The 8,108-nt window shown below is 68.9% G+C and carries 9 protein-coding genes, 1 pseudogene and 1 riboswitch; of the genes and pseudogenes, 5 read left to right on the top strand and 5 right to left on the bottom strand.

Going from position 1 to position 8,108, the window contains the following annotated elements; genetic code table 11:
- The 4 genes from ACXJKH_RS10705 to ACXJKH_RS10690 form a co-directional block, all read left to right on the top strand.
- Positions 1-511 (top strand): penicillin-binding protein activator (locus ACXJKH_RS10705; RefSeq protein WP_457319415.1); only part of this gene is annotated, 511 nt, incomplete at its 5' end.
- Positions 512-521: 10 nt separating this feature from the next.
- Entirely contained in the window at positions 522-890 is a 369-nt protein-coding gene (locus ACXJKH_RS10700; RefSeq protein ID WP_256774897.1) for a YraN family protein, read from the top strand.
- Positions 890-1,432, top strand: a complete 543-nt coding sequence (locus tag ACXJKH_RS10695; RefSeq protein WP_256774896.1) for a metal-dependent hydrolase — start codon at positions 890-892, stop codon at positions 1,430-1,432. Before ACXJKH_RS10700 ends, ACXJKH_RS10695 begins: the two co-directional genes overlap by 1 nt.
- Positions 1,429-2,817: an FAD-binding oxidoreductase gene (locus ACXJKH_RS10690; RefSeq protein ID WP_457319414.1), complete on the top strand. Its 1,389-nt coding sequence runs from the start codon at positions 1,429-1,431 to the stop codon at positions 2,815-2,817. The genes ACXJKH_RS10695 and ACXJKH_RS10690 overlap by 4 nt, the downstream gene beginning before the upstream one ends.
- 452 nt (positions 2,818-3,269) lie before the next feature.
- Here ACXJKH_RS10690 and thiL read toward each other — a convergent pair whose 3' ends face one another.
- The 5 genes from thiL to ACXJKH_RS10665 all read right to left on the bottom strand — a co-directional run bounded on the left by thiL (position 3,270) and on the right by ACXJKH_RS10665 (position 7,386).
- Positions 3,270-4,238 carry a thiamine-phosphate kinase gene (gene thiL, locus ACXJKH_RS10685; RefSeq protein WP_457319413.1) on the bottom strand — a complete coding sequence of 323 codons (969 nt, stop codon included), beginning with the start codon at positions 4,236-4,238 and terminating at the stop codon, positions 3,270-3,272.
- A gap of 285 nt (positions 4,239-4,523) precedes the next feature.
- Positions 4,524-5,003, bottom strand: coding sequence for a transcription antitermination factor NusB (nusB, locus tag ACXJKH_RS10680; protein WP_457319412.1), 480 nt, complete (start codon positions 5,001-5,003; stop codon positions 4,524-4,526).
- Entirely contained in the window at positions 5,000-5,467 is a 468-nt protein-coding gene (gene ribH, locus ACXJKH_RS10675) for a 6,7-dimethyl-8-ribityllumazine synthase (protein WP_256774892.1), read from the bottom strand. Before ribH ends, nusB begins: the two co-directional genes overlap by 4 nt.
- Positions 5,468-5,650: 183 nt before the next feature.
- Complete coding sequence (gene ribB / locus ACXJKH_RS10670; RefSeq protein ID WP_457319411.1) at positions 5,651-6,766, bottom strand: 3,4-dihydroxy-2-butanone-4-phosphate synthase; 1,116 nt, start codon at positions 6,764-6,766, stop codon at positions 5,651-5,653.
- Positions 6,763-7,386, bottom strand: coding sequence for a riboflavin synthase (locus tag ACXJKH_RS10665; RefSeq protein ID WP_256774890.1), 624 nt, complete (start codon positions 7,384-7,386; stop codon positions 6,763-6,765). Before ACXJKH_RS10665 ends, ribB begins: the two co-directional genes overlap by 4 nt.
- Before the next feature lie 121 nt (positions 7,387-7,507).
- Positions 7,508-7,652, bottom strand: a riboswitch (FMN riboswitch).
- 158 nt (positions 7,653-7,810) lie between these two features.
- Here ACXJKH_RS10665 and ACXJKH_RS10660 point away from each other — a divergent pair.
- Positions 7,811-8,108 (top strand): annotated as a pseudogene (locus tag ACXJKH_RS10660) (hypothetical protein); the annotation flags it as partial.

The raw sequence follows: 8,108 nt of genomic DNA, 5'->3' as shown, positions 1-8,108 counted from the left end.
GGTGGTGGCCACGATCGGGGTCGGCGAAGCCGTGGGCGATATCAGCGCGCAGATCCGCGCGGCCGGCAGCGTCGATGGCGTGCTGCTGGCGGTGAAGGCGCCGCAGGCGCGCGCGCTGGCACCGCAGCTGGCCCTGGCCGGTGCCGGTGGCGCCACCCGCGTGGGCACCTCGCAGCTGACCGTCGGCGCGGGCAAGGCCGAGGAAGACATGGCACTGGACGGCATCGTCTATCCCAACGAGGCATGGAACGTGCGCGGCGTCGCCGGCCTGCCCTCGGCCAGCACGGCCGGTCAGATCCTGCCCAACGCGCGCGGCGCGGCTGGCCGCCTGTTCGCCTTCGGCTTCGATGCGTGGAAGATCAGCGCCTACCTGGACAAGATGGCCAACGAGGGCGGCCTGGCCGGCGCCACCGGCACGCTGTTCCTGGACAGCAACGGCAACGTGCTGCGCGTGCCGGCATGGTCGACCTTCAGCGGCGGCCGGCCGATGCCGATCGCCAACGCCAACTGATCTGCGGCCCGTGCCGACCGCGCGGGCACAGCGTGGGGCAGCGGTGGAAGCTGCGGCGCAGGCGTACCTGCGCACGCAGGGATTGAGCCCGATCACGCAGAACGCGCGCTATCGCGGCGGCGAGCTGGACCTGATCATGCGCGATGGCGACACCACTGTCTTCGTCGAAGTGCGCTACCGCGCCAGCGCCGGCTTTGGTGGCGGCGCGGCGTCGGTGGACCTGCGCAAGCGACGCAAGCTGGTGTTGGCCGCGCAGTTATTCCTCGGCGCGCACCCGGCGCTGGCGCAACGGCCGTGCCGGTTCGACGTGGTCGAGGCCAGCGGCGATCCACCGCAGCTGCGCTGGCTGCGCGATGCGTTCCGGCTGGAGGATTGTTGATGCCCAGCATCTTTACCCACGCCGCGATTCCCCTGGCGCTGTGGTGCGCCGCTGATCGCGGGCGCATTTCCAGGCCGTTGCTGGCTGCTGGCGTGGTCGCGGCGATACTTCCCGATACCGACGTGCTGGCCTTCGCCCTGCACATCCCCTACGCCGACAGCTTCGGTCATCGCGGAGCCAGTCACTCGATCGTGTTTGCCACCCTGCTGGCCGTGCTCGCCGCAGTGCTGCACCGGCCGCTGCGTGCGGGCACGGTGCAGGCCGCTGCGTTCGTGGGGATCAGCGCGTTGTCGCACCCGTTGCTGGATGCCTTCACCTCCGGTGGCCTCGGCGTTGCCCTGTGGTGGCCGTGGAGCGGCGAGCGCGTATTCGCACCTTGGCGACCGATCCGCGTCTCGCCCTTCGCCGGCCAGTTCTTCAGCGCGCGCGGACTGGCCACCGTTTTCTCTGAACTGCGTTGGGTGTGGTTGCCTCTGGCCGCCGCCGTCATCGGCTGGAAGCTGATCCAACGCGCCCCTGTCGATGCCCGGACCCCGTCATGACGACCGCCCTGCCCGCCGCCTTCCTTTCCACTGTGCATGCGCTTCTGGGCGAGGACGGCTGGCGCACCGATGAGGCCGCGCTCGCCGCGCACGCGCAGGACAATTCCTGGCGGCATCGGTTGCCGCTCGGCGTGGCCTTCCCGCGTGACCGCGAGCAGGTGGTGGCGCTGGTGCACGCCTGCCGCGAACATCGCATCGCCGTGGTCGCGCGCGGTGCCGGCACCGGCACCACCGGCGCAGCGGTGCCGGTCACGGGCAGCATCGTGCTGTCGTTCGCACGCATGGCGCGCATCCTCGATATCCAGCCGGGCAACCGCTGCGCGGTGGTCGAGCCGGGCGTGCTCAACGGCGACCTGCAGCACGCGCTGGCACCGCATGGCCTGTTCTGGGCGCCGGACCCGTCCAGCGCGGACATCTGCAGCATCGGCGGCAACCTGGCCTGCAATGCCGGCGGCCCGCGCGCGGTGAAGTACGGCACCAGCCGCGACAACGTGCTGGGTCTGGTCGCGGTGACCGGCGCCGGCGAGCTCATCCACTGCGGTGGCGCCTATACCAAGGACGCCACCGGCTACGACCTCACCCACCTGCTGGTCGGCAGCGAAGGCACCCTCGCGCTGATCGTGGAGGCCACGCTCAAACTGACCCCGCTACCGGTGGCGCAGGCCGGCCTGCGCGTGCTGTACCGCGATGCCGATGCGGCGGCCGCGGCCGTGTCGCGGCTGATGGGCCAGCCGGTGGTGCCGACCCGGCTGGAATTCATGGATGCCCGCAGCCTGGAGCTGCTGCGCCGCAATGGYGCCGAGGTGCCCGAAGCCGGCGCGATGCTGCTGGTCGAGGCCGACGGCGACCACGACACCCTCCCCTACCTGCTGCAGGCCCTGGCCACGGCCGCCGAAGGCGACGGCATGATCGCGCTGGATGTGGCGATGGAAGGCAGCGCGCGCGAGAAACTGTGGGCCGCGCGCAAGGCGTTGTCGCCTGCGCTGCGCAGCATCGCCCCGGGCAAGATCAATGAAGACGTGGTGGTGCCGGTGTCGCGCATCCCCGACCTGGTGGCCGGGGTGCAGGCGCTGGCGCGCGAGCATCAGCTGGTGATCGTCACCTTCGGCCATGCCGGCAACGGCAACCTGCACGTCAACATCCTCTACCACCCCGACGATGCCGACGAGAATGCGCGTGCGCACGCGGCGCTGCCGAAGATCTTCGCACTGACGCTGTCGCTCGGCGGCACGCTGTCCGGCGAGCACGGGATCGGCCTGGCCAAGCGCGATTTCATGGCCAAGGCGTTCAACCCGGCCACGCTGGCGGCAATGCGCGCGATCAAGCAGGCGCTGGACCCGGACGGAATCCTTAACCCGGGCAAGGTGCTGCCGCCTGTAGGGTGATCCTCGCGTGCGCGGCAACCGCCGACGCAACCTTTTCGTGCGGCTACCGTTGACGCGACCGTTTCGTGCGTCCACCGCCGACGCGACCGTTTCGTGCGTCCACCGTCGACGCAACCGTTTCGTGCGTCCACCGTCGACGCAACCGTTTCGTGCGTCCACCGTCGACGCAACCGTTTCGTGCGGCCACCGCCGACGCGACCGTTTCGTGCGGCAACCGCCGACGCAACCTTTTCGTGCGGCAACCGCCGACGCGACCGTTTCGTGCGGCCACCGCCGACGCAACCGTTTCGTGCGGCCATCGTCGACGCAACCGTTTCGTAGAGCCGACCGTTGGTCGGCTGCTCCTCGTCCAGTTGCAGACATCCCCCCATCGCATAGCAGCCGACCAACGGTCGGCTCTAACAGCGGCCGACCAAGGGTCGGCTCTAACAGCAGCCGACCAACGGTCGGCTCTACTGGAGGACGAAGTGCTCGTAGCCGTCCGCGTTGGGCAGGTCGTCGCCGTGCACGCCCTGGCCGGTGGTGATGCGGCCGATGCGGGTAAGGGGTAGCGCCAGCGCTTCGGCCAGCGCATGCAGCGCGTCGCGCTGGTCGGCGGCGGCGGTGAAGCACAGTTCGTAGTCATCGCCACCGCGCAACGCGCAATCGCGCGCGTCATCGCGACCTAGCGCGTTGCGCAGCGCCGAGGACATCGGCAGCGTGTCCACTTCCAGGCGCGCGGCCACCTCGCTGCGGGCCGCGATATGGCCGAGATCGGCGAGCAGGCCGTCGGAGATGTCCACCGCCGCATGCGCGTAGGCACGCAGGCGCTGGCCCAGCTTCACCCGCGGAACGGGGCACAGCAGACGCTGTCGCAGCGCTTCCAGGTCGGGATCATCGGACACCACCGCCACATCCAGCCGGCCCTGCTGCCACAACCGCAGCGCACCGGCGGCATCGCCCAGCGTGCCACTCACCCAGATGTCGTCGCCCACCCGGGCCGCATCGCGGCGCAGCGCGTGGCCGGCCGAGACCTGCCCCATCGCAGTGACCGACAGCGACAGCGGACCGCGCGTGGTATCGCCGCCGATCAGCACGATGTCGTGCTCGTCGGCCAGTGCGAAGAAGCCATCGGCGAAGGCGTCGATCCACTCAGGCTCGGTCGACGGCAGCGACATGGCCAGGGTGCACCACGCCGGACGCGCGCCCATCGAGGCCAGGTCGGACAGGTTCACCGCCAGCGTCTTCCAGCCGATCTCGAACGCCGGCGTTTCCGTCGGAAAATGCACGCCGCTGTTGAGCGTGTCGGCGGTGACCACCAGCTGTTCGCTGGCGCGCGGCTGCAGCAGGGCCGCGTCGTCCCCGATGCCCAGCACCACGTCGGCGCGCGCACGGGTGCGGGCACGGATGCGGTCGATCAACGCGAATTCGGCAAGGGACATAGGCAACTCCGGCAGCGGAACGTCCGCCGTGTGGGGCCCGACCGTGGTCGGATCCGGCAAGACCGTTGGGATGTAGCGCCGACCGTTGGTCGGCTGCCTTGAAACCGGACATCATGCCGGCTGCGACGGATCGCGCTTTGCGCGGCCAGCCGACCAACGGTCGGCTCTACCAAGCGGTTAGCCGACCAACGGTCGGCTCTACCAAGCGGTCAGCCGACCAACGGTCGGCTCTACCAACGATCACACGGCGGCGTGCGCGGGATCAGCCGCCGGCGAACAATCGGCTCAGTGGCCGCTTTCGACCTTGCGCCATTCCACGGCCGCACGATCCAGCACGCCGTTGACGTAGGTGTGACCGTGTTCGGAACCGAAACGCTTGGCCGATTCGATCGCCTCGTTGATCACCACGCGGTACGGCACGTCCAGACGGTAACGCATTTCGTAGGCGGCCACGCGAAGCGCGGCGCGTTCGATCGCATCCACTTCCTCGACGCCGCGGTCCAGGTACGGGGTCAGCGCCTCGTCCAGGTCCTTGCGGTGGTCGAGCACGCCGTGCACCAGCGCTTCGAAGTAGGCCAGGTCGGCGATTTCGCGGGCCTGTTCGTGGGCGAACTGGGCGATCACCGACTGCGCGTTGCCGCCGGAAATCTGCCAGGCATAGATCGCCTGCAGGGCACGACGGCGCGCGCGCGAGCGCAGCACCGGGTCGATGCCATCGCGGCGGACGGGCTTTCCGGAGGGCTTGCCCGGGTTTGACTTGTTCACGGCAACTGCTCCAGAAGATTGACCATTTCCAACGCCGTCAGTGCGGCTTCCTCACCTTTGTTGCCGTGGCTGCCACCGGCGCGTGCCTCGGCATCCTCGGCACGTTCGACCGCCAGCACGCCATTGAGCACCGGCACGCCGAAGTCCAGCTGGACCCGCATCAGGCCCTCGGCACAGCCATCGGCGACGTGCTCGTAGTGGCGGGTATCGCCCCGGATCACGCAGCCCAGGGCGATGATGGCGGCATGCTCATGGGCGGCGGCCAGGCGCGCGGCGACCAGCGGCAGTTCCCACGCGCCGGGCACCCGGATCACGTCGATGGCCGACTCGGCGATGCCATTGCCGGCCAGGCTCTGGCGCGCGCCAGCGACGAGCACGTCGGTGATGCGGGCATTCCAGCGGCTGGCGAGGATGGCGAAACGGGCCTTTTCCGGAGTACGGAGGTCGCCTTCGTAGTGGCTCATGTTCGGCGTGGGGTCCATTTAATAGGTGAATATTCTAGCGCATGGCCGCGTGTAGCCGGGTCGCCGCGCGTTACGGGACGGGTCGGGTGCAGCAGCCCCCTGAGTCAGGGGGCTGCCGCGACGCGGCGGGGGCCTGGATGGTGGTAAGAGGGGCCCGCGGTTTGCGAAGCACATCGTGGGGCGTCAGCGCGCATGCGATGACGTGTTCCCCACCGTCTCGACCACTTCCAGGCCATACCCGGCCAGCCCGATCTGCCGGCGCGGGGTGCCCAGCACCCGCAGCTTGCCCAGGCCCAGGTCGGACAGGATCTGCGCCCCGGCCCCGTTGCGGCGCCACTGGCTCACATCCTTGTCCTTGCCCGGCACCACCGGCACCGGCTGCTGGCGCAGGCGGGCCAGCAGGCTGTTGCTGTCGCGCGGCGCGGACAGCACCACCATCACGCCCCGCTCGGCGGCGGCGATCGCGCGCAGGGCATCGGTGGAGGCCACGCCGAAGTCGTCGCGGCGCCAGTGCAGCAGGTCGGCCAGCGGGTTCTCCACCTGGACCCGGACCAACGTCGGCTCGGCGTCGGGGGTGCCACGAACCAACGCGAAATGCAGGTCGTGGGCGATCCGGTCGCGGTAGGTGACCAGCGTGAACGGGCCGAACTCGGTCTCGATCTCACGCTCGTCCACGCGCTCGACGGTCTTCTCGGTGGCCAGGCGGTAGGCGATCAGGTCGGCGATCGAGCCGATCTTCAGGCCGTGCTCGCGCGCGAACACTTCCAGCTCCGGGCGACGCGCCATGCTGCCGTCGGGGTTGAGGATTTCCACCAGTACGCCGGCCGGTTCCAGGCCGGCCAGCATGGCCAGGTCGACGCCGGCTTCGGTATGGCCGGCGCGGGTCAGCACTCCGCCCGGCTGGGCGATCAGCGGGAAGATGTGGCCCGGCTGGTGCAGGTCGGCCGGCTTGGCGTCCGGCTTCACCGCAGTGCGGATGGTGTGCGCGCGGTCGTAGGCCGAGATGCCGGTGGTGACGCCCTCGGCGGCCTCGATGCTGACGGTGAAGTTGGTCTGGAACTGGGCCGTGTTGGCCTGGACCATCGGCGCCAGGCCCAGATCGGCGGCGCGCTCGCGGGTCAGCGGCAGGCACACCAGGCCACGGCCGTGGGTGACCATGAAGTTGATGTCCGACGGCTTGACCAGCTCGGCGGCCATGATCAGGTCGCCTTCGTTCTCGCGGTCTTCGTCATCGACGATGACGACCATGCGGCCCAGGCGGATGTCCTCGAGGATCTCGGGGATGGAGGCGAAGTTCATGCGTTGGCTCCCTGCTGCGGGCCTTGGGCGGGCACGGCGATGAGCCGTTCGACGTAGCGGGCGACCAGGTCGATTTCCAGGTTGACTGCGCTGCCCACGCCGGTGGCGGCGAAGGCGGTGTTGGCCACGGTGTGTGGAATGAGCGCGACCTCGAAGCCCTGGTCGTCGACCTCGTTCACGGTCAGGCTGACCCCGTCCACGCAGATCGAGCCCTTCTTGGCGATGTAGCGCAGCAGTGCCGCAGGCGCGGCGAAACGCCAGCGCTGGGCCCGGGCGTCGTCGTGGATGGACAGGACCCGGCCGAGGCCATCGACATGGCCGCTGACCAGATGCCCGCCCAGGCGGTCGGTCGGACGCATCGCACGTTCCAGGTTGATCACTGCGCCATCGGCAAGCTGACCCAGCGTGGTCAACCCGAGGGTTTCAGTGGAGGCATCGGCCTGGAAGCTCGTCGCGTCGAAAGCGATCACGGTCAGGCAGACGCCATTGATGGCGATGCTTTCGCCGAGCTGGACGCTGTCGAACGGCAGGTTGCCGACGTTGAAGGTGAAGCGGACGTCGCCGCCAAGGGTGTCACGCGCGGCCAGGCGGCCGACGCCTTCGATGATGCCGGTGAACATCAGCGGCCCCCCGGACGGAGGCAGGGGATGGAGGTGCAATCAGACATAACGTTTCCCGCAGAAAGTGAGCGAAAAACGCCGCAAGGCATATAGGCGCACGCCGCGCGCAAAGGCACGGCCGCACCGTCTTCTTTCATCCGGACTATACCGTCGGCTCCGGCATCGGACCGGATCTGCTGACCTTCCAGCGGAACTGGAAGCGCTCGCGGGCTCGTGCTTGCGCACCTACCGCCGGTGGGGAATCGCACCCCGCCCTGAAGACGTTTGTGTACCGGCGAACCGGCCGCGCCATTGTAGCAAGCCAAGCTGACTGCTCGCTTTTTGTGAAGATATGGTTAAAATGCGGCCGCGCGGCAGTGATCGCCGCCCTGCCGCCCACGAAGGGCTGGCTGAAATGGACCTCAACTTCACCCAAGGAACCTGCATGCGCAAGATTCTCCTGGCCGCCGCCCTGCTGGCCGCCGCCCCGCTTTCCGCTTCCGCCGCCGAGCGCGTGAGCTACACCTATGTCGAAGCCGGCTGGACCCAGCTGGACACCAACGACGACTACTTCGGCGATCCGAAGGTCGACGGTGGTTATATCCGCGGCTCGTTCGACATCGGCCCGCAGGTCAATGTATTCGGCGCCTGGTCGTACGTGTCCAAGAAGTACAACGGCAGCTACGCCGGTTATGACGCCAGCCTCAAGCTGGAGTTGAATCAGCCCGAGCTGGGCATCGGCT

This window comes from Stenotrophomonas sp. P5_B8 (assembly GCF_054049855.1).
The sequence above is the reverse complement of the archived record's forward strand: the minus strand, read 5'-3'. Positions and strand labels throughout refer to the sequence as shown.

Bases quoted from the DNA above. Each gene is read 5' to 3' on its own strand.
- ribB (WP_457319411.1), bottom strand. From the start codon at position 6,766: ATGAACTTCGCCTCCATCCCCGAGATCCTCGAGGACATCCGCCTGGGC.
- thiL (WP_457319413.1), bottom strand. From the start codon at position 4,238: ATGTCCCTTGCCGAATTCGCGTTGATCGACCGCATCCGTGCCCGCACC.
- ACXJKH_RS10665 (WP_256774890.1), bottom strand. From the start codon at position 7,386: ATGTTCACCGGCATCATCGAAGGCGTCGGCCGCCTGGCCGCGCGTGAC.
- ribH (WP_256774892.1), bottom strand. From the start codon at position 5,467: ATGAGCCACTACGAAGGCGACCTCCGTACTCCGGAAAAGGCCCGTTTC.
- ACXJKH_RS10695 (WP_256774896.1), top strand. From the start codon at position 890: ATGCCCAGCATCTTTACCCACGCCGCGATTCCCCTGGCGCTGTGGTGC.